Origin of the sequence: Streptomyces kaniharaensis (genome assembly GCF_009569385.1) — a bacterium.
GTDB classification, from domain to species: domain Bacteria; phylum Actinomycetota; class Actinomycetes; order Streptomycetales; family Streptomycetaceae; genus Kitasatospora; species Kitasatospora kaniharaensis.
The window spans coordinates 5649610-5670479 of the sequence record NZ_WBOF01000001.1 but is presented as its reverse complement, the minus strand read 5'-3'; the positions used below and the strand labels follow the sequence as shown (position 1 = coordinate 5670479).

Annotated in this window: 17 protein-coding genes; 11 read left to right on the top strand and 6 right to left on the bottom strand. The window is 71.7% G+C overall.

Translation table 11 applies throughout. The features are described from left to right. Positions 1-83: 83 nt before the first annotated feature. Genes F7Q99_RS25330 through F7Q99_RS40485 form a run of 4 tightly spaced genes read right to left on the bottom strand, consistent with a single transcriptional unit; the run spans position 84 to position 3408 of the window. Complete coding sequence (locus tag F7Q99_RS25330; protein WP_153465053.1) at positions 84-752, bottom strand: family 16 glycoside hydrolase; 669 nt, start codon at positions 750-752, stop codon at positions 84-86. Further along, a complete protein-coding gene (gene wecB, locus F7Q99_RS25325; protein ID WP_230210311.1) occupies positions 749-1942 on the bottom strand; it encodes a non-hydrolyzing UDP-N-acetylglucosamine 2-epimerase in 1194 nt (397 codons plus the stop codon). The genes F7Q99_RS25330 and wecB overlap by 4 nt, the downstream gene beginning before the upstream one ends. A gap of 51 nt (positions 1943-1993) precedes the next feature. Continuing rightward, on the bottom strand, positions 1994-3247 hold the full coding sequence (locus F7Q99_RS25320; RefSeq protein ID WP_153465051.1) for a glycosyltransferase: 1254 nt from the start codon (positions 3245-3247) through the stop codon (positions 1994-1996). Beyond that, complete coding sequence (locus F7Q99_RS40485) at positions 3244-3408, bottom strand: hypothetical protein (protein WP_195911164.1); 165 nt, start codon at positions 3406-3408, stop codon at positions 3244-3246. Before F7Q99_RS40485 ends, F7Q99_RS25320 begins: the two co-directional genes overlap by 4 nt. Before the next feature lie 703 nt (positions 3409-4111). On the opposite strand from F7Q99_RS40485, the gene F7Q99_RS25315 reads away from it, so the two are divergent. The 3 genes from F7Q99_RS25315 to F7Q99_RS25305 all read left to right on the top strand — a co-directional run bounded on the left by F7Q99_RS25315 (position 4112) and on the right by F7Q99_RS25305 (position 8451). After that, positions 4112-5932, top strand: a complete 1821-nt coding sequence (locus F7Q99_RS25315; protein ID WP_326847102.1) for a polysaccharide deacetylase family protein — start codon at positions 4112-4114, stop codon at positions 5930-5932. A gap of 39 nt (positions 5933-5971) precedes the next feature. Next, on the top strand, positions 5972-7054 hold the full coding sequence (locus F7Q99_RS25310) for a glycoside hydrolase family 113 (RefSeq protein ID WP_153466612.1): 1083 nt from the start codon (positions 5972-5974) through the stop codon (positions 7052-7054). Between the two features lie 344 nt (positions 7055-7398). Further along, positions 7399-8451 (top strand): zinc-binding alcohol dehydrogenase family protein, encoded by a 1053-nt coding sequence (locus F7Q99_RS25305; RefSeq protein ID WP_153465048.1) that lies wholly within the window; start codon positions 7399-7401, stop codon positions 8449-8451. Between the two features lie 123 nt (positions 8452-8574). Here the strand turns inward: F7Q99_RS25305 and glmS are convergent, their stop codons facing one another. After that, on the bottom strand, positions 8575-10401 hold the full coding sequence (gene glmS / locus F7Q99_RS25300; protein ID WP_153465046.1) for a glutamine--fructose-6-phosphate transaminase (isomerizing): 1827 nt from the start codon (positions 10399-10401) through the stop codon (positions 8575-8577). A 29-nt stretch (positions 10402-10430) separates the two neighbouring features. Beyond that, positions 10431-10706: a hypothetical protein gene (locus tag F7Q99_RS25295; RefSeq protein WP_326847101.1), complete on the bottom strand. Its 276-nt coding sequence runs from the start codon at positions 10704-10706 to the stop codon at positions 10431-10433. A gap of 193 nt (positions 10707-10899) precedes the next feature. On the opposite strand from F7Q99_RS25295, the gene asnB reads away from it, so the two are divergent. The 8 genes from asnB to F7Q99_RS25255 all read left to right on the top strand — a co-directional run bounded on the left by asnB (position 10900) and on the right by F7Q99_RS25255 (position 20859). Then, a complete protein-coding gene (gene asnB, locus F7Q99_RS25290) occupies positions 10900-12759 on the top strand; it encodes an asparagine synthase (glutamine-hydrolyzing) (RefSeq protein ID WP_153465044.1) in 1860 nt (619 codons plus the stop codon). Between the two features lie 213 nt (positions 12760-12972). Next, positions 12973-14094 carry a hypothetical protein gene (locus tag F7Q99_RS25285; protein WP_153465043.1) on the top strand — a complete coding sequence of 374 codons (1122 nt, stop codon included), beginning with the start codon at positions 12973-12975 and terminating at the stop codon, positions 14092-14094. Between the two features lie 117 nt (positions 14095-14211). Continuing rightward, entirely contained in the window at positions 14212-15666 is a 1455-nt protein-coding gene (locus tag F7Q99_RS25280) for a pyridoxal phosphate-dependent decarboxylase family protein (protein WP_153465041.1), read from the top strand. A gap of 76 nt (positions 15667-15742) precedes the next feature. Next, entirely contained in the window at positions 15743-16297 is a 555-nt protein-coding gene (locus F7Q99_RS25275; protein WP_153465039.1) for an ACT domain-containing protein, read from the top strand. 166 nt (positions 16298-16463) lie between these two features. Further along, on the top strand, positions 16464-17174 hold the full coding sequence (locus F7Q99_RS25270) for a GNAT family N-acetyltransferase (RefSeq protein WP_153465037.1): 711 nt from the start codon (positions 16464-16466) through the stop codon (positions 17172-17174). A 261-nt stretch (positions 17175-17435) separates the two neighbouring features. Further along, positions 17436-18698: a MurT ligase domain-containing protein gene (locus F7Q99_RS25265; protein WP_153465035.1), complete on the top strand. Its 1263-nt coding sequence runs from the start codon at positions 17436-17438 to the stop codon at positions 18696-18698. 46 nt (positions 18699-18744) lie between these two features. Then, positions 18745-19473 (top strand): type 1 glutamine amidotransferase, encoded by a 729-nt coding sequence (locus tag F7Q99_RS25260; protein ID WP_153465034.1) that lies wholly within the window; start codon positions 18745-18747, stop codon positions 19471-19473. Positions 19474-19833: 360 nt separating this feature from the next. Next, positions 19834-20859, top strand: a complete 1026-nt coding sequence (locus F7Q99_RS25255) for a 6-phosphofructokinase (RefSeq protein ID WP_153465032.1) — start codon at positions 19834-19836, stop codon at positions 20857-20859. Positions 20860-20870: the final 11 nt, after the last annotated feature.

Genomic DNA, 20870 nt, shown 5'->3' with positions numbered 1-20870 from the left:
TCCATCAGGCCCCGGTCCGACCGCCGTCGGACCGGGGCCGGTGTCGCAGGCGGTGTCCGGCCCAACTGGGCGGGACACGGGGCCTATTCCGCCGGTTCGGCCGCGATGTCGCTGAACACCACCCGGGCGTCCTCCGTGTACGCCCCGATACTGCCGCGCAGGTACGGATGTTCCCGGTCCTCGTAGGCCACCAGGTCCTTGCCGTCGACGCTCACTTCCATGTGCGCGCCGCGCTGGGCCACCTTCACCTCGGACCACCTGCCGATGGGGAAGTGCTCGGAATCGGTCGCCAGGAAGCGCTGGCCGCCGGGGTAGGCGGGATCGCGCTTGCCCAGCTCCCAGCCGTTGGGCTTGAGGATGAGGTAGTAGAAGTGCTCCGGGTCGGAGTACGCCCACACCAGCCACGGCACCTCCCAGGGATTGGGATTGGGCGTGCGCAGCTGGGCGACCGTACGCATGCGGGCCTGGAGGTCCATGTCCTGGTACTGCTGGGTGGAGACGATCAGTCCGGCGTGGGTCTCCTCCGCCTTCTGCGCGGCCTTGGGCGAGAGGGCCAGGCCGTTGTGGAGGCCGGTGTTCTCGCCGTGGCCGTCGAAGACCGACCGCCACGGGCCGTGGACCGAACCGTCGGTCCACGGCCGCGCCGGCTCTTCGTCCCCGCCTCCCCCGATGTCGCTCACCGTGAAGGCGAGCCCCGCCATCGCGGCGGCGGCGAGCAGTGCGAGGGCGAGGAGCCGGTGAACTCTCGTCATGCCGTCGAGTATGACCCCGGACCGTCGGGCTGGGGGACGACCAGCGGGTTCAGCGCGGGCGCCGCGGCGGTGTCCACCCCGAAGTCCTCGGCCAGCTGCGCCAGGATCCGTTCCGTCGCGTGCCCGTCACCGAAGGGGTTGCCGGCCTTCGCCATCGTCCGGTACGCCTCCTCGTCGTCCAGCAGCCGCACGGCGGCGTCCAGGATGACCTGCGGATCCGTGCCCACCAGTTGGGCCGCGCCGGCTTCCACGGCCTCGGGCCGCTCGGTGGTGGTGCGCAGCACCAGGGCCGGCTTGCCGAGGGTGGGGGCCTCCTCCTGGATGCCGCCGGAGTCGGTCAGGACGAGGTCGCAGCCGGCCAGGGTGGCGGAGAAGTCCACGTAGTCCAGCGGCTCGACGATCCGGATGTCCGGGTGGTCGGACAGCTCGGGCAGCAGGGCCTCGCGGACGGCGGGGCTCTTGTGGAGCGGCAGCACGATCTCCACGTCGCCGCGGTCGGCCAGCCGGCGCAGGGTCTTGCCCATGGCGCGCATCTTGTCGCCCTGGTTCTCGCGGCGGTGCAGGGTGACCAGGACGCGCCGCAGGTCGCTGCGGAAGTGGTCGCGGCCGGCGCCCTGTTCGAGCACCCACAGCAGGTTGTCGATGACGGTGTTGCCGGTGACGAACACCTCGGCCGCCGGTACGCCTTCGGCGGTGAGGTGCCCGGCGGCGCGGGGTGTGGGCGCGAAGTGCCAGCGCGCGATGCGGCCTATGAGACGGCGGTTGAGCTCCTCGGGGAAGGGGTTGTCGAGAACTCCGGTACGCAGCCCGGCCTCCACGTGCGCCACGGGGATGTGCTCGTAGAACGCGGCGAGGGCACCGGTTAACGCGGAGGTGGTGTCGCCCTGGACGACGACGAGGTCGGGGCGCTCGGCGTGGACGACCTCGCCCAGCCCGTCCACCAGCCGGGCGGTCAGCTTGGACAGTTCCTGCCGCTCTCTCATCACGTCGAGCTCGACCTTGGCCTCGACCTGCAGGAGTTCGAGCATCTGCTGCAGCATCTCGCGGTGTTGGCCGGTGCTGACGACGAGGGGCTCGAAGTGCGGGGAGGCGGCCATCGCGCGGACCACGGGCGCGAGCTTGATCGCTTCCGGACGGGTGCCCAGGACGAGCATGGCGCGGACGGGCGTGGTGATGACGTTCGGGGACATGGGTCTCCCTAGAGGGTGCTTGCTTGAGGTACGGGAAGGGATGGGCGCGCGTCAGGTGCGCGCGGTCTTGAGCCAGGTCTGCTTGCCGGTGAGCATGCGCCACAGGCCCCACCATCCGGCGGCGAACCAGATGTAGCCGTAGATGACGAAGACGTGGGAGAGCAGGACCGCGCGGACGAGACCGAGTCCGCGCTCGCGCCGGGAGTAGACCCAGCCGTACGCGTACGCCGCGGTGAAGGACAGGACGTACGGGCCGATGATCCACATGGGCGACATCAGCGGGTGGCCGGCCTCGATGGAGCCGATCACGACGCCGCCCGTGGCGACGACGAAGGAGAGCGGCAGCAGCGAGGTGAGCAGGATCAGCACGGGGCTGGAGAGGTGGTACAGCAGGTCGATCGCGGCCTTCGTGGGCACTTCACGCAGGATCAGCGGGACCAGCCCGGCCGACTGCAGGTGGCCCTGGAACCAGCGGGACCGCTGGCGCACCAGCCGGCGCACGTCGAGCACGGCCTGCTGGGAGACGGCGGCGGTGGTGCAGTGGTGGTTGGTCCAGCCGCCGGCGATGAGGCGCACCCCGAGGTCGAGGTCCTCGGTCAGGGAGTCGCTCCACGGCCCGTTCCCGTTCTCGTCGCTGAGGGTGTCCAGCGCGGAGAGCCGCATGAACTGGCCGTTGCCGCCCATGCCGACGCTGCCGAAGAACCGGCGGGCGGACTGGAAGATGTCGCCGTAGATGACGAATTCCATGTCCTGGAGCCGGGCGAGCAGGCCCTGTTGGCGGTTGTACATGCGCACGCCGACCTGGGTGGCGCCGGTGCGCGGGTCGTCGAAGTAGGGGTCGACGGCCTGGACGACGTGTGGGTCGAGGCGGCCGTCGGCGTCCACCACGCAGACGATGACGTCGCTCGGGTCGTGGCCGTCGAGGATGCCGGATTCCCGCAGGTGGCGGATGCCGGCGTTGAGGGCGGCGCCCTTGCCCTTGCGGGCGTTGGGCAGCTGCCGCTGGAGGAGCTTGACCCGGTCGGGGTCGGCGGCGCGGGCGATGTCGGCGGTGCGGTCCTCGGACGCGTCGTCGATGACCAGGGCCATGAAGTTGCCGGCCGGCAGTGAGGTGATCCGGGCCAGGCTCTCGGAGAGGACCTTCTCCTCGTTCAGACAGGCGAGGAGGAAGACGTAGAGACGCTCGGCGCGCGGGCCCTGGTCGCGGCGGACCCGGCGTCGGGAGAGGACGAAGAGAGTGGAGTTGTAGCAGCCCGCCATCACGATGATGGCGATGCTCGACCAGAGAAGAACCTCCGTGATCATCGACGTTCACCAGAGTTCCGGAGAACGAACCAGAATTTGGCCAGAAGAAGAGCGGCGGCCGTCGCGCAGTAGAGCAGGAATCCGGCACCGGCCACTTCCTGCAGTCCCCTGGCAAAGGGTATGCCCGGCAGAACTTCTGGGGCCGCCGTCAGTCCGGCCAAGGGCAGGACTATACCCAAAGCGGGTTTACCGTACATGAAATCCCCCCGGATTTCGCCTCGCCCGTCGTCCCGAGGCGTGTGCACGGAGGCTATCAGACGACAAGCACGGGTCAGGCGCTTAATCGTGAGGCATGTGGAATCGGAACATTTAATTCCGCGGGCCGGCGCGCCGGTCCTGCCCGGTACCGAGGCCAGTGTGACGCATGGGATTAATGGTCTGTACCATTCGTCGCGCCGTCGTCTCGCCGCACTCCCACGGCGAGCGGGTCCACCAACACCCCTTGCCCCACATGTCCCGCCGCTCATACTCGGCGATGATCTTCGGCTTTACGCCGCCGAGAACCAGAGGCTGCTCGAAACGCGATTCCACCTGCGGATTCGGGATCGCCTGCATCGGCGACCCGGGCATTCCCCGTCTCCGCCCTCGACTCATCGAACCATCCAGCATGCCTGACTTGTCTCGCTTTGCCGGAGAGCAAGTCGGGCTGTCATTAAATGCCTGGTCTGGACCGCGGCGTCCTATTGACACTCCCCCGGCCTGGCGTAAGAATCAGAAAACTGTCGGGGCTTCATCGATGCGCCTCCACCAGTTTTACCGGGGCACCTCGGGTGAACAACCGGCAAAAAACTTAAATCAGGGGGGACAGCAATGAAGAATGTGAGAGGGAGAACTCCGGTTTCCCGGGTCTCGCTCGTCCTTGCCGTGACCACCGCCCTACTGGGTGGCGTCGCGCTTTCCACGGGCGCCGAGGCGGTGACAAAGGGCGGGAAGCCGCCGCGTCCGTCCCACGGGCTCAAGGGCATCGGCCCCGCCTCGACCTCCACGACCGGCACCGAGGACCTGATGGCCTGGGGCGCCGCGCGGCTGGAGAACGACCGCGAGCGCCACGCGCACCAGCTCACCATCACCCCGGCCACGGCCGCGGCCCCCAAGGCCACCGTCGAGGGCCCGTCCGCCCGGCCCCTGGACGCCGCGGCAGACACGTCGGCCTCCAGCACCTCCGCCGGCACCTCGACCCTCGTCCTCTACGACACGACCGGCCCCTACGGCTACCTCGGCGAGCTCTACGCGATGGCGATCGCCAACCTCGCCGGCCACTTCGGCACCGTCACCTCCAAGCCGGTCTCCGCGTACACCGCGGGCATGGTGGAGCAGTACTCCGCCACCATCTACATCGGCTCGACCTACTACGGCGGTTCCATCCCCGACGCCGTGCCGGCGGCCTTCTACCAGGACGCGATGACCACCGGCAAGCCGATCAACTGGATCGGCGACAACGTCTGGAACATGGCCAACGCCGTCGGCATCGAGAACTTCAAGAAGAAGTACGGCTGGGACCCCACCAACTCCTACTTCGAGACCAACGGCAGCGTGGGCCGCATCAACCAGGTCACGTACAAGAACCAGTCGCTGACCCGGAAGATCCCCACGGGCTATGACGGCGGAGTGCTGCACCCCGCCCTCTCCGGCGGCGGCTACCCGCAGGTCACCCAGCTCGCGCAGGCCACGGACGCCATCACCGGGAACACCAGCCCGTGGGCGATCCGCTCGGCCAACCTCACCTACGTGGGGGAGATCCCCTTCTCCTACGTCTCCGAGTCGGACCGCGTGATCGCCTTCGAGGACCTCCTCTTCGACGCCCTCGCCCCGGCGACCACCGAGCGCCACCGGGCGTTCGTGCGGCTGGAGGACATCAGCCCCAAGTCGGACCCGACGGAGCTGCGGACCATGGCCGACTACCTGGCCTCGCAGAACATCCCGTACGGAATCAACGTCATCCCCGTCTACGCCGATCCCAAGGGGGTCTACAACAACGGGAAGCCCGAGACCGTCACCCTGGCCCAGGCCCCGCAGGTCGTCGCCGTGCTCCAGTACATGCTCCAGCACGGCGCCGTCCTCATGAACCACGGCTACACGCACCAGTACAACAACGTCAACAACCCCTACACCGCCGTCACGGGCGACGACTTCGAGTTCTTCCGCGCCCACATCGACGCCGCCAACAACGTCATCTACGACGGGCCGCACGCCGAGGACTCCCCGGCCTGGGCCCAGAACCGGGTGACCTCGGCCTTCGCCGCCTTCGCCGCGGCCGGCCTGCCCAAGCCCGCGCTCTGGACGACCCCGCACTACGCCGCCTCGGCCGCCGACTACCAGGTCTTCGGTCAGAACTACACGGCGCGGCTGGAGCGCCCGCTGTACTTCGCCGGAACGCTGAGCGGCGGAACCGTGAATCCCGGCCGCTACATCGGCCAGTTCTTCCCGTACGCGGTCAAGGACGTCTACGGGACGACCGTGCTTCCCGAGAACATCGGCAACTACGAGCCGTTGCCCTTCAACAACCACCCGGCGAGGCTTCCGGCCGATCTGATCGCCTCGGCCAAGGCCAACCTGGCGGTCCGGGACGGTGTGGCGAGCTTCTTCTACCACCCGTACTACGACGTGACCCCGCTCCAACAGACGATCGACGGCATCAAGGCCCTCGGCTACACCTTCGTCGGCCCGACGGACCTCGCCAAGTGAACGTCCTGACCAGGTGAGGAATTCTCAGCAGTGAACCCGATGAAGAGGATGGCCGCGGCCTGGTCGGCGCTGGTCGTCCTCTTCGTCGGCGCCGGATGCTCCTCGTCCGGCGGCGACGAAGAGGACACGCCGCAGCCCAGTCCCTCGGCCAGCGGTCCGAGCACCCGACCCGACGACGGGAACGCGGGCGAGTTCCGGGGCATGACGCTCCCCTCGTGGAACACCCACGACTACGACAGCCCGCAGGCCGGAACGTACCTGCGGCAGATCGCCGCCACCGGCGCCCGGTGGGTGACCTTCACCCCCACGTGGTACCAGGACCGCGTCACCGACTCGGACATGCGCACCACCAAGGAGACCGCCTCCGACGACAGCCTGCGCAGCATCATCCGCCTCGCCCACGACGCGGGGCTCAAGACCATGATCAAGCCCCACGTCGACCTGGTGAAGGGCGGCGACCGGGCCGAGATCAAGCCCAAGGACCGGGACGCCTGGTTCGCGGCCTACGAACGCTTCATCACCCACTACGCCCAACTCGCCGCCGACAACGGCGTCGAGCAGCTCTCGGTCGGCACCGAACTCGCGGGCACCTCGCAGGACGGCGAGCACTGGAGCAAGGTCATCGCCGCGATCCGGGACCGGTACAAGGGGAAGCTGACGTACGCCGCCAACTACGACGAGTACCAGAAGATCCCCTTCTGGCAGGACCTCGACGTCATCGGCATCGACGCGTACTGGCCGCTGGCCGACCAGGCGACGACCGACCCGGCACGGCTGCGCCAGGCGTGGCAGCCCATCGCCGCCGAGCTCGCCGCCTTCTCCGAGCGCCAGCACCGGAAGATCCTCTTCACCGAGGCCGGCTACGTCAGCCAGCGCGGCACGACCACCGCCCCGTACTCCTGGAGCATCAGCAAGAGCGACGGCGACGGCAAGACCGAACAGGCCGCCGCCTACGAGGCGTTGCTCGCCTCCTTCGACGGCAAGCCCTGGTGGGCCGGCGTCTGCTGGTGGATGTGGGACGACTGGCCCGACAGCGGCGAGACGGCGAAGAACCTCGCGTACACACCCCACGGGAAGCCGGCGGAGGACGTGCTGCGGAAGTGGTGGGCGCGCGACTCGTAAGGGTGTCCCGCGTCAGCCGGCCCGGAAGCCGGGACCATGCCGGATCCGGCCCGGGACGGCGGTCGGCCCAGGGCCCGGTCATGCCTGGGAGTCGATGAAGCCGGTCAGGTTGAAATGGCCCGGGCGCCGCACGGGCAGCGCGGCGGCCCCACCTACCCACAGGAAGTGCGGAGCCGCCGGTCGGCCGCCCGAGGGGCGGGAGGCGTCAGCCCACGGTCAGCGAGAACGGCCCCGCGAGCACCGTGTAGTTGATGAACGGCGCACTTCGGGGGTGTGTGGGCGGCGGAGCCACCTCGGGCGCAGGCTGAAGGAGCGACTTTGCGTCCTGCGGACAGGAGGCGGCGATGACCACGACGCGGCGGGTACCAGGGGAGACCGAGGGGTGGGTGGTGGCGCATCCGGGTCCGGTCGGCACGGCGGGCTCGGGGCCGTTGGTATGGGAACGGCGGTCGCTGTCCGAGCCGGGGCCGCAGGAGATCCTGGTGGAGGTGGAGGCGTGTGGGGTGTGCCGAACGGACCTGCACCTGGCGGAGGGGGACCTCGTCCCCAGGGTGCCGAGGTGCACGCCGGGGCACGAGGTGGTCGGGCGCGTGCGCGCGGTCGGTGCGGCTGTCGGCTCGGCCGCCGGGAACTTCGCCGTCGGGGACCGGGCCGGGGTGGCCTGGCTGGCGCAGACCTGCGGCAGTTGCAGCTACTGCCGGAGCGGGCGGGAGAACCTCTGCCCGGATTCGCGCTACACAGGCTGGGACCGGCACGGCGGCTACGCCGGCCACGTGGTCGCGGACGCCCGTTTCGCCTACCGGCTGCCCGAGGGCCCACCCGCCGAGGAACTCGCCCCGCTGCTGTGCGCCGGGATCATCGGCTACCGGGCCCTGGAGCGAGCCGACCTGCCCGCGGGCGGGCTCCTGGGCATCTACGGCTTCGGCGCGTCCGCGCACCTGACCGCCCAGGCCGCCCTCGCCCGGGGCGCGCGCGTGGCCGTGTTCACCCGTGGTGCGTCGGCCCGGCGGCTGGCGCTGGAGCTGGGCGCCGGCTTCGCCGGGGATTCGTACGACCCGCCCCCGGAACCGCTGGACGCCGCCATCCTTTTCGCCCCCGTCGGTGAACTGGTGCCGGTCGCCCTGGCGGCCCTGGACCGCGGCGGCACGCTCGCGGTGGCCGGCATCCACCTCAGCGACGTCCCGGCGCTCGACTACCAGCGGCACCTCTTCCAGGAACGCACGCTGCGCAGCGTCACGGCCAACACGCGGGCCGACGGACGGGCGTATCTGGCGGAGGCGGCCCGGACCCGCCCGGCGGTGCATGTGCGCCGCTACCCCCTGCGGCAGGCGGACGTGGCACTCGCGGATCTCGCCGCGGACCGGGTGACGGGCGTCGCGGTGCTGGTCGCGGAGTAGGAGCAGCCGAGAGCAGGCCCATGAGTGGCGTGCCCGTCCAGGCCCCCGCCGCCTGGGTAGCGCAACGCGAGGCGGGGCCCGGCTGGCCGCACGGCAGCCGGGCCCCCGCTGGCGCAGAGCGGGTTATTCCACCGTCACGCTCTTCGCCAGGTTGCGGGGCTTGTCGACGTCGCGGCCGAGGGCGACGGCGGCGTGGTAGGCGAGGAGCTGGAGCGGGATGTTGAGGAGGAGCGGGTCGAGCTCGGGCTCGCTCTTGGGGACGAGGATGCAGTGGTCGGCGAGCTTGTCCTCGGGGCGGCGGTGGCCGACGGCGATGACGCGGCCGGAGCGGGCCTTGATCTCCCCGAGCGTGGTGAGGTTCTTGTCGAGCAGTTCGTCGTCCGGCACCAGCGCCACCGTCGGCAGCTCGGGGCTGATCAGCGCCAGCGGACCGTGCTTCAACTCGCTCGCGGGGTAGGCCTCGGCGTGGACGTAGGAGATCTCCTTGAGCTTCTGCGCGCCTTCCCGGGCGGCGGGGTAGCCGCGGACCCGGCCGATGAACATCATGCCGGCCGACTTGGCGTACTCGGCGGCGAGTTCGGCGATCGCGTCGCTCTGGTCCAGCACCTCGCGGATCTGGCCGGGCAAGGCCTGGAGGGCGTTGACGATCCGGCGGCCGTCGGCGGGCGACAGGTCGTGGATGCGGCCGAAGTGCAGGGCGAGCAGCGCGAAGGCGACGACGGTCGAGGTGAACGCCTTCGTCGAGGCGACCGAGATCTCCGGACCGGCGTGCAGGTAGATCCCGCCGTCGCACTCGCGGGCGATGGCGCTGCCCACGGTGTTGACGACGCCCAGCACCCGGCCGCCCTTGCGCTTGATCTCCTGGACGGCGGCGAGCGTGTCGTAGGTCTCGCCGGACTGGCTGACCGCGACGTACAGGGTGTCGGCCTCGATGACCGGGTTGCGGTAGCGGAACTCCGAGGCGGGCTCGCTGTGTGCGGGGATGCGGGAGAGCTCCTCGATCAGCTGGGCGCCCATCTCGCCGGCGTAGTAGGCCGAGCCGCAGCCGAGGATCTTGACCCGGCGGATCTCGCGCAGTTCGCGGGCGTCGAGGTTGAGGCCGCCGAGGTGGGCGGTGGCGAAGCGCTCGTCGAGGCGGCCGCTGAGGGTGCGCTCGACCGAGCCGGGCTGCTCGTGGATCTCCTTGAGCAGGAAGTGCTCGTAGCCGCCGGTGTCGTAGGAGTCGATCTCCCAGTCGACGGTGGACGGCTGGCGGTGGGTGGTGCGGGCGTCCGAGGTGAAGGTGCGGAAGCCGTCGGCGCTGACGGTCGCGAGCTCGCCGTCCTCCAGGTGGACGACCTGGCGGGTGTAGCGGACGAGGGCGGAGACGTCGGAGGCGGCGAACATCTCCTTCTCGCCGATCCCGAGCACGATCGGGCTGCCGTTGCGGGCGACGACGATGCGGTCGGGCTGCTCGGCGTCGAGGACGGCGATGCCGTAGGTGCCGACGACCTTGCCGAGGGCGGCGCGGACGGCCTCCTCCAGCTCGACGCCCTCCGTGGCGTGCGCGGCGATGAGGTGGGACAGCACCTCGGTGTCGGTCTCGGAGCGGAAGACCGCGCCGTCGGCGGTGAGCCTGGCGCGCAGCTCGTCGGCGTTCTCGATGATGCCGTTGTGGACGACGGCGATCCGCTCGGCGTTGTCGAGGTGCGGGTGGGCGTTGGCGTCGCTGGGCACGCCGTGGGTGGCCCAGCGGGTGTGGCCGATGCCGGTGGTGCCCTTGAAGCGGGCCGGCACGGCGTCGGCGAGGTCGGCGACCCGGCCCTTGACCTTGCGCAGCTTGATGCCGCCGGTGCGCCCGGCGACGGCGACGCCGGCCGAGTCGTATCCGCGGTACTCCAGCCGGGCGAGACCCTCCAGCAGGAAGGGGGTCGCGTCCTTGGGGCCGATGTAGGCCACGATTCCGCACATGGTGGGCTCCTCTGAGAGATGGGAACGGCTCAGCCGTAGACGATCCGGCGCAGCTGTCGGGCCGAGAGCTCCGGCGCCGCGACGCGGCGGGCGGGCAGTTCCTCGGCGAGCCGGGCGAAGATCCGCTCGTTGGTCAGACCGCGTGCCTGGAGCTCACCGTGGCGGCGGCGGACGTACTCCTCGGTGCTCTCCGAGAAGTACGCGAGGACCTCCGCCACGACTCGCGCCGCCTCCCGGGGCCCGAGCGGGCTGGTCCGGGTGAGGTGGGCGAGGAGGTCTTCGTGAGGGTGGGGTGAACTCGGCACGGCTGAAGAGCCTAGGCCGCAGTCGACGGAGAAGCCAAAGATCTTGCCCGAAATCGGGCAGACTTCAAGGCTTTCGGCGGAAGCAACCAGGCGGAACACTGCCCGTCACCTTTCCGACACACCCTTGTAGCCGCACCCGTTCGACACGTAGCGTGACTCTCTCCATACGTAGCGGAAGACCGGAGGCTTGCAGATGTGCGGGATCACCGGATGGGTCGCCTTCGAACGCGACCTCACCGCCGACCGGATCGCCCGGGACGTCCTCGACGCCATGACGGCCACCCATGTGTGCCGCGGCCCCGACGCCGGTGGGATTCACCTGGAGCGGCACGCCGCCATCGGCCACCGCCGCCTCGCCGTGATCGACATCGAGGGCGGCGTCCAGCCGATGACGGCCGAGCACGACGGCCGGCTGCTGGCCGCCCTCACCTACAGCGGCGAGGTCTACAACCACCGCGAGCTGCGCGCGGAGCTGGAGGCGGCCGGCCACCGCTTCCGTACCCGCAGCGACACCGAGGTCGTGCTGCGCGGCTACCTGGAGTGGGGCGAGGGCCTGGCCGAACGGCTGAACGGCATGTTCGCCTTCGCCGTCTGGGACGCCCGGCGAGAGGAGCTGCTGCTGGTCCGCGACCGGATGGGCGTCAAGCCCCTGCACTACCACCCCACCGCCGACGGCGTGATCTTCGGCTCCGAGCCGAAGGCCGTTCTCGCCCACCCCTCCGTCCGGCCCGTGGTGAACCTGGACGGGCTGCGCGAACTGCTCGCCTTCACCCGCACCCCGGGGCTGACCCCCTACCAGGGCATCTCCGAGGTGCGTCCCGGCCACGTCGTGCGCGTCCGCCGCGAGGGCATCTCGGTCCGCCGCTACTGGTCGCTGGAGGCGCGCGAGCACACCCACAACCTGGAGACCACGGTCGCCACCGTCCGGGCGCTGCTGGACGACATCGTGCACCGCCAGCTCGAGGCCGACGTGCCGCTGTGCACCCTGCTCTCCGGCGGCCTGGACTCCAGCGCCGTCACCGCCCTCGCCGCCCGGTCGCTGGGCCAGGCCGGCGCCGGCCCGGTGCGCTCCTTCGCCGTCGACTTCACCGGCCAGGGCGAGAACTTCCACGCCGACGAGACCCGGTCGACGCCCGACGGCCCGTACGCACGCCTGCTCGCGCAGCACGTCGGGGCCGACCACGACGTCATCGAACTGGACGCCGCCGATCTCACCGACCTCGCCCATCGTTCCGCCGTCCTGCGCGCCCGGGACCTGCCCGGCGGCTTCGGCGACATGGACGTCTCGCTGCTGCTGCTCTTCCGCGGCGTGCGCCGCACGTCCACCGTCGCACTGTCCGGCGAGTCCGCGGACGAGCTGTTCGGCGGCTACCGCTGGTTCCACGACCCCGCGGCGATCGCCGCCGACGACTTCCCCTGGGCGGTCGCACTGAGCGGCCTCGGCGGCCAGGGCACCGGCCCGCGCGAGCAGCTGCTCGACGCCGACCTGCTCCGCAAGCTCGACCTCGGCGGCTACCGCCGGGCCCGCTACCGCGAGGCGCTCGCCGAGGTCCCGCACCTGCCGGACGCCGACCCGGTCGAGCGGCGGATGCGCGAGATCTCGTACCTCAACCTGACCCGCTTCGTCTGCCTCCTCCTGGACCGCAAGGACCGGATGAGCATGGCGAACGGGCTGGAGGTGCGGGTGCCGTTCTGCGACCACCGGCTGGTCCAGTACGTCTTCAACACGCCGTGGTCGATGAAGAGCTTCGACGGCCGGGAGAAGAGCCTGCTGCGCGCCGCCGTCCGGGACGTGCTGCCCGCCGAGATCGCCGACCGGGTGAAGAGCCCGTACCCCACCACCGCCGACCCGCACTACCCGGTGCTGCTGCGCGCCGAGCTGGCCGAGCTCGCCGCCGAGGGCAAGTCCCCGGTGCTCGGCCTGCTCGACCGGCGGCGCCTGGCCGACGCGCTCGCCCCGGACACCGACCCGCAGTCCGTCCGGCTCGGCGTCGACCTCGCGCTGGACCTGAACGCCTGGCTGACGGACTACCAGGTGACCCTGGAGCTCTGACCGTTGCCACCCCTGACGGCGCAGCGGCAGCGGCGACGACCCGCTGCGCCGTGCGGGTGATCATCGGGAACCAACCCGCCGCGCCCGGGCGTCGAACCGTGCGGTAGCGTCGCCGACACCTCCCGAACGGCGGGCCAAAACGCGGACTTCCGCGACCGCCCCCGCCAGGATGGGAGCGAACCGTCCGCACTCGATCCGCCGGGGGATCCTGTCATGCAACCGCGAGTATTCGCGATTCTCACCGCCCTGCTGCTGGGCGTCCTGGGCCTCGGGTCGGTGGCCGTCACCGACTGGTCGCCCGCGGCCACCGCGGCGACGGCCCCGGCCGCCGTCAGCAGTGCCGACCCCGGCGGCGCCTCGCCGAGCGGGACGCCGGCCGGTGCGAGCGCCACCGCGACCGGCGACCCGGCGGTGTGGACGCGCTCGACGCTGCGCAACAAGCTGATGGCCGAGATGGACGCCACCGACCCCGGCGTCGCCCTGGCGGACCTGGACAAGATCACCAAGGAGAAGCCGTACACCGTGCGCTTCTGCCACCCGATCGCGCACGAGCTCGGCCACGCCGCCGTCAAGCGGTTCAACGCGGACTTCCAGAAGGTCATCTCCTTCCCGCACGAGACCTGCGCGGCCGGCTACCTTCACGGCGCCGTCGAGGAGATGCTGAACGCCTCCACCCAGCCCGAGGTGGACCTGCTCAAGCTCTGCGCGCCCAAGAACACCGGCCCGTGCATCCACGGCGTCGGCCACGGCACCATGTTCGTCGCCAAGCAGGACGTGGCCAAGGCGCGCGACCTGTGCAACAAGTTCACCACCGACCAGAACCGGATCCGCTGCTCCGAGGGCCTGTTCATGCAGCTCTTCGGGCCGGACGAGGAGGACGAGCAGGCGAAGGCGAACCTGCCCGCCGACAAGCTCGCCCAGGACCCGCTCTACCCGTGCAAGGACCAGCCGGCCCTGTTCCAGTCCGCGTGCTTCTTCTACGCGCCGACGTTCTACCTCTCCTCGCACGACTACGCGAACCACCCCGAGGTGTACGCCGACGCACTCAAGTGGTGCCTCAACGGCAAGGCCAGCGGCGGGGCCGTGGACTGCAGCCGGGGCGTCGGCTCGCGGACGATGAAGTACAACCTGGACCGCGAGGACTGGGCCGCCCAGCAGTGCGCCACCGCCGCCGACGGCTGGCAGCGCAAGGCCTGCACGGAGGGCCTGGTCAGCTACTACACGGTCAACTACACGGACGGCGGCGCGGCCGGGCGGCTCTGCGCCAAGATCACCAACAAGGAGATGCAGGGCTACTGCCGGTCCTCGGCCGGGCTCTCCGGCTCGCTCGACTGACCCCCTCGTCCCGTCCTGCAGGGCCCGCGCCGCACGGTGCGGGCCCTTTCCGTAGGATCGCCCGATCAGGGTGCGCCGAGGACGCCGCGCCTCCCCCGCGACTCCGGAGCACGCCTGATGAGCACCGAGGACTTCCCCGCCGAGGACCTCCGCACGGAGGACTTCCGCGCCGCGGCCCACGCCACCGCCGACCTCGTCTCCGACTACCTCGCCGAGCTGCCCGCCCGGCCCGTCTGGCAGCCGATGGACGACACCGCCCGCAGGGCCCTCCTCGACGCCCCGCTGCCCGCCGACGGCCGCCCGCTCGCCGAACTCGTCGACACCATCGGCCGGGACGTCCTGCCCCACCCGATGGGCAACGGCAACCCGCGCTTCTTCGGCTGGGTCAACTCCGCCCCCGCCCCGGCCGGTGTGCTCGCCACCCTCGCCGCCTCCGCGATGAACCCCAGCTCCGCCGGCGGCGACCACGCCGACGTCCACCTGGAGCGCGCCGTCGTCCGCTGGATCGCCGAGCTCGTCGGCTTCCCGCACCCGGCCGGCGGCGGGCTGCTCACCTCCGGCACCTCCATGGCCACCATCGTCTGCCTGGCCGCCGCCCGGAACCGCGCCGCCCGCCGTGCCGGGTGGGACGTCCGCGAGGACGGCCTGGCGGGCCTGCCGCCGCTGGTCGGCTACGTCACCGGCGAGACCCACTCCTGCGTCCGCAAGGCCGCCGAACTGCTCGGCCTCGGCAGCAGACACCTGCGCACCGTCGCCACCGGCCCGGACGGCCGCCTCGACACCGCCGACCTGCGCGCCGCCGTCGAACGGGACCGGGCCGCCGGGCTGCTGCCGTTCCTCGTCGTCGCCTCGGCCGGCACCGTCGGCACCGGCGCCGTCGACGCCTTCGGCCCGATCGCCGACCTGTGCGCCGAACAGCGCCTGTGGCTGCACGTCGACGGCGCGTACGGCGCCTTCGGCGTCCTCGACCCCGCCATCGCCCACCGCTACGCCGGCCTGGAGCGCGCCGACTCGCTCGCCCTCGACCCGCACAAGTGGCTCGGCGTGCCGGTCGACTGCGGCTGCGCACTGGTCCGCGACACCGAGGAGCTGCGCGGCACCTTCAGCCTCGTCCCGTCCTACCTGCGCGACGAGGCGGCGGGCGCGCTCGGCTGGTTCTCCGAGTACGGCACCGAGCAGACCCGCCCGTTCCGCGCCCTCAAGGTGTGGGCCACCATCGCCCACAGGGGCCGCGCCGGCATCGCCCGCGACATCGCCCGCTGCACGGCCCTGGCCCGCCGACTCGGCGAACTGGTCGAGGCCGACCCGGAGCTGGAGCTGCTGGCCGAGGTGCAGACCTCGATCGTCGCCTTCCGGTTCCGGCCTGCCGGGCTGGACGAGACCGCCCTCGACGCGCTCAACCGGGAGCTTCCCGTCGCGGTGCAGCGGCGCGGCAGGGTCTTCGTCACCGGCGCCCGGCTGGACGGCACGGAGATGCTGCGCGCCTGCCTCCTGAACGCCGCCACCACCGAGGCCGACCTGGAACTCCTGCTCACCGAAGTCGGGGCGGCCGCTCACGCCTTGCGACCGTAACGCGGCCCCCAAGACATTAACCGGCAGGTCACGGGAGGTTCGTGGTCGGGAAACACCTGCTGGGGACAGTGGTGGCATGGAGCACACGGAGCACCAGACGACCGCCGTAAGCACCTCCGGAACGCCCGCCCCCTCCCGTGCCCAGCGGCGCGGCGCCAGGACCCATCGCTGGCGCCGCGACACCGTCGAACTCGCCGCCGTCTTCCTCTCGGTCACCGCGGCCGACCTGGTCGCCAAGATCGTCCTGCACGGCCCGGACGGGCCGGTGGTCCTCGCCGCGTCCGCCGTCGCGCTGCTGGCCACCGCCCTGTTCCACACCTGGTGGTCGCACCGCCACCACCTGCACGGCCCGCCTGCCCCGGCGCCCGTCCCGAATGTCGGCGCCGGCCCGACCGCGCTGTGGCGCGTGCGCGCCACCGTCCAGGACTCCCCCGCCGGGCTGGCCCGCGTGTGCGCCGCCTTCGCCGAGCAGCGCGTCGCCATCGTCTCCATGCAGTCCCACCCCCTCCCGGACGGCTCCGTCGACGAGTTCTTCCTCCGTGCCCCGCACTCGCTCACCCCCACCGACCTCGCCACCCTCGTCACCACCGGCGGACACGACCTCCTCGACACCCCGGTCCGCGTCGCCTGAACCTTCGCGAGGCGCGGTGTCGGGCAGACGCTGGGAGGAGGGGACCGTCCGACAAGGAGGGCGTCGTGTACAGCAAGATCACCGTTGCGGGCCACCCGGTCCAGGGCATTCGTGCGTTCACGATCGCGTAACCGCGCCGAAGCGCGGTGTCGGTAGCGTCGCCTCCATGACGGCATCCCACACGCACCCGCGGCGGCTCTGGAACCCCTCCTTCCGCAGGTCGGACCGCAGGTGCGCGGTGCCCGACGGGCAGGCCGCACGGCAGCCGGCGCTCACTGGCGGCCCGTTCCGGGTCGGCCGGGCGCACCCGGCGCCGCTCCGCCCGCAGGCGCCGCCGGAGCCGAGGGAGCCGCTCCCGGACGTCGCGGTCCGGATGTCCCTGCCGGACGGGACGGCGCTGACCGTGCGCCCCACGGGGCCGGGCGACAAGGCCGAGGCGCGGGCCATGCACCAGCGCTGCTCCCCCGCCTCGCTGCGGTCGCGCTACCACGGGCCGGTCCGCGACGCCGACCGCTACCTGGACCACCTGCTGAACGGCCGGCACGGCCGCAGCCTCGCCGTGACGGCCGCCGACGGACGGATCGTCGCCCTGGGGCACCTGATGTGGGACGACGGGAAGGCCGAGCTGGCGGTCCTGGTCGAGGACGCCTGGCAGCGGCGCGGGCTCGGGCTGATGCTGTTGCGGCGGCTGTCGGCGATGGCCCGGGAGGCCGGGATCGGGACGGTCTACGCGGTGACGCACGCCTCCAACACGGGCCTGATCACCACCATGCGCCGGCTGTCGGCACCGCTGGAGTTCCACGCCGAGGACGGCACGCTGGTGATCACCGCCGTCCTGGCGACCGCGGTTCCCGCCGCGCCCCAACCGGGCCGCTGATCATTTCTTCACGACATTCTCACCGGGAACCCTCCGGCCCCCGGACGGCGTCCCCGGCGACGCATGGCCCGTCCGTACACCGCCTTCCATGACGAGTCGTCAGGGTGCCCGCGGCAGGCTCTCCGGGCGCGTCGCAGCAGGCGGTGCGGGGTCCGGATCGTGGAGCCGGCCGGCGGAGTCGGTAGGCTGGCCCCGTCCCCGCCGCCCGACGGCCCGTTATCCGGCCCCGGGCGGTGCCGCAGCAAGGAGGAACCACTGAGCATGGCAGGCACCGAATCGGAGCCCACAGGCGCACGCGACGCCTCGCTGCCGGCCCGCGCCAAGATCGCGGTCACGGCCGGCAAGGTCGCCGCCGCCGTGTCGCGCAAGGCCGGACGCGGAAGCGGCTCGGTGATCGGCGGCAAGGTCGCCCTCAGGCTCGACCCCGATCTGCTCGCCACCCTCGCCGACCACCTCGACGTGGTGCTGGTCAGCGCCACCAACGGCAAGACCACCACCACCCGCCTGATCGCCGAGGCGCTGCGCGCCGCCGGCCCGGTGGTCTCCAACGCCCTGGGCGCCAACATGCCGGCCGGCATCACCTCCGCCCTCGCCGGCGGCTCGGAGGCCCGCTTCGGCGTGATCGAGGTCGACGAGAAGTACCTGGCGGGCGTCGCGCGCGACACCCGTCCCAAGGCGATCGCCCTGCTCAACCTCTCCCGCGACCAGCTCGACCGCGCCGCCGAGACCCGCATGATGGCCGAGAAGTGGCGCGAGGGCCTGCAGGACACCGAGGCCGTCGTCATCGCCAACGCCGACGACCCGCTCGTGACCTGGGCCGCCTCGTCCTGCAAGAAGGTGGTCTGGGTGGCCGCCGGGCAGGCCTGGAAGGAGGACGCCTGGTCCTGCCCCGCCTGCGGCGGCGTGATGCAGCGCCCCGGCGACGACTGGTTCTGCCAGGAGTGCGGCTTCCGGCGCCCCAACCCGCACTGGGCGCTCCAGGGCACCCACGTCATCGACCCGCAGCGCGGCGCCTGGCCGATCCAGCTCCAGCTGCCCGGCCGCGCCAACCTGGCCAACGCCACCAGCTCGGCCGCCGTCGCCGCCGTGTTCGGCGTCTCCCCGCAGGTCGCGCTGGAGCGGATGCAGTCGGTCACCGCGGTGGCCGGCCGCTACGACGTCGTCCAGTACCAGGGCCGCGACATAAGGCTGCTGCTGGCGAAGAACCCGGCCGGCTGGCTGGAGACCTTCTCGCTGATCGACGGCCCGCCGGCCCCGGTCATCCTCTCCGTCAACGCCCTCGACGCCGACGGCACCGACACCTCCTGGCTGTGGGACGTCGACTACGAGCGGCTCGCCGGGCACCCGGTGTTCGTGATGGGCCAGCGCAAGCTGGACCTGGCCGTCCGCCTGGAGGTCGCCGGGCTGCAGTTCCACGTGGTGGACACGCTGGAGCAGGCCGTCCGGATGGCCCCGCCCGGCCGGATCGAGGCCATCGCCAACTACACCGCCTTCCAGCAGCTGCGGAAGGTCGTGGCCGGCTGATGCCGTGCCTGCAGCCCCATCTGAACGTGACGGAAGGCCTTCGAGGATGAGTGAGAGCAGCCTGCGTGTGGTCTGGGTCTACCCGGACCTGCTCAGCACCTACGGCGACCGCGGCAACGCCCTGGTCGTGGAGCGCCGGGCCCGCCAGCGCCATCTCAACGTGACCCGGATCGACGTCCGCTCCGACCAGGCGGTCCCCACCAGCGGGGACATCTACCTGATCGGCGGCGGCGAGGACCGGCCGCAGCGGCTGGCCGCGGAGCGGCTGCGGGCCGACAGCGGCCTGATCCGGGCCGCGGAGAACGGCGCGATCATCTTCGGCGTCTGCGCGGGCTTCCAGATCATGGGCCACGAGTTCGTCAATGACCTCGGCGAGCGCGAGCCGGGCCTCGGCCTGCTCGACGTCTGGACCACCCGCGGCGAGGGCGCCCGCTGCGTCGGCGACGTGCTGGCGGACGTCGACCCCCGGCTCGGCCTGCCGCAGCTGACCGGCTTCGAGAACCACCAGGGCGTCACCCACCTCGGCCAGGGCGTCCAGCCGTTCGCCACCGTCACCGTCGGCCGGGGCAACGGCACCGGTGACGGCACCGAGGGCGCCTGGCGGGACACCGTCTTCGGCACCTACCTGCACGGCCCGGTGCTGGCGCGCAACCCCGCCGTCGCCGACATGCTGATCAAGCTGGCGCTGGACGTCAACGCCCTGCCGCCGGCCGACACCACCTGGTACGACGCGCTGCGCGCCGAGCGCATCGCCGCGACCACGCGCCCCGCGTAGTACGCCCCTTCCGCCTTCTGCTCCCGGCCGGGTGCCCGCGATGCGGTCACCCGGTCCGCGGGCGGCCCGGGACGTACGACAATGGGGGCTGCCGGCTGCACACCCTCCTCGGGCAGCAGGCTGCACTTCCGCGCGGGGGCGCCGACGGCGCCGCTCCCGCGTCGGCTCCTGCCCGGCCGGACCAGGGGCCGTATGCTCGACTTCACGGCCGTTTCGGGCGTTCCGTCCGATTCGGCCGGTCCTTCACCCCACGGTCGGTTCCGCGCCATCCCGGCTCGGAAGCACACCGCCACGGTGACGGCTCGTCGTCCCAGCCTGTAGTCCGGCCGTTCCTCGGTTCTGCTCGGGAGTTGCAAAGCAATGCGTATTGGAGTCCTGACCAGCGGCGGTGACTGCCCCGGCCTGAACGCGGTGATCCGCTCCGTGGTCCACCGCGGGGTGGTCGACCACGGCGACGAGATCATCGGGTTCGAGGACGGGTGGCGCGGCTTCCTGGAGGGCCACCACCGCCCCCTGACCCTGGACTCGGTGAGCGGCATCCTCGCCCAGGGCGGCACGATCCTCGGCTCGTCCCGGGTGCAGCCGAGCCACCTGCGCGACGGCGTCGAGCGCGCCAGGAAGTACTGCTCGGACCTCGGCCTCGACGCGGTGATCCCGATCGGCGGCGAGGGCACCCTGAAGGCCGCCAAGCTGATGAGCGACGCGGGCCTGCCGATCGTCGGCGTGCCGAAGACCATCGACAACGACATCGCCGCCACCGACGTGACCTTCGGCTTCGACACCGCCGTCTCGGTCGCCACCGAGGCGCTGGACCGGCTGAAGACCACCGCCGAGTCCCACCAGCGCGTCATGGTCGTCGAGGTCATGGGCCGGCACACCGGCTGGATCGCGCTCAACGCGGGCATGGCGGCCGGCGCGCACGCCATCGTCGTCCCCGAGCGGCCGTTCCACATCGAGAAGCTGACCGCCGTCGTCCGCGAGCGCTTCGACCGGCAGAAGAAGTTCGCCATCGTGGTCTGCGCCGAGGGTGCCAAGCCCGAGCCCGGCACCATGCACTGGGAGGAGGGCACCAAGGACATCTACGGCCACGAGCGGTTCACCGGCATCGCCACCCAGCTCTCCCGCGAGCTGGAGCACCGGCTCGGCAAGGAGGCCCGCCCGGTGATCCTCGGCCACACCCAGCGCGGCGGCACCCCGACCGCGTACGACCGCGTGCTCGCCACCCGCTTCGGCTGGCACGCCGTCGAGGCCGTCCACAAGGGCGCCTTCGGGCACATCACCGCGCTGCAGGGCACCAACATCAACCTGGTGCCGCTGGCCGAGGCGGTCGCCGAGCTGAAGACCGTCCCGCAGGAGCGCTACCTGGAGGCGGAGACGGTCATCTGACCTCCCGTCGG